This is a genomic window from Pseudomonas sp. SIMBA_041, from assembly GCF_046535095.1.
Classification (GTDB): domain Bacteria; phylum Pseudomonadota; class Gammaproteobacteria; order Pseudomonadales; family Pseudomonadaceae; genus Aquipseudomonas; species Aquipseudomonas mucoides.
This window is the reverse complement of the sequence record NZ_JAWRXJ010000836.1, coordinates 1-242: the sequence shown is the minus strand read 5'-3', so window position 1 is coordinate 242 and position 242 is coordinate 1. Positions and strand designations below refer to the sequence as shown.

Sequence of the window (242 nt, the reverse complement as noted above, 5' to 3'; positions counted from 1 at the left end):
GCCCAGGGGCTGGTGATCATCATCAGTATTTCCGTGGCGATCAGTCAGTTGGAGGTTAAAACCGACCTGCTCAACCATGTGATCGTCATTGTATTGATTACCGTTGGTCTGGCTGTTGCACTGGCCATGGGGTTGGGAAGCCGGGAAATTGCCGGGCAGATTCTTGCGGGAATCTATGTGCGTGAGTTGTATCAGGTTGGGCAACAAGTACGTGTTGGTGAGGTCGAAGGCCAGATCGAAGA

General features: G+C 52.5%; 1 pseudogene. It reads left to right on the top strand.

Features of this window, described 5'->3' with window-relative positions:
- Positions 1-242 (top strand): annotated as a pseudogene (locus tag SB725_RS33490) (mechanosensitive ion channel family protein); the annotation flags it as partial.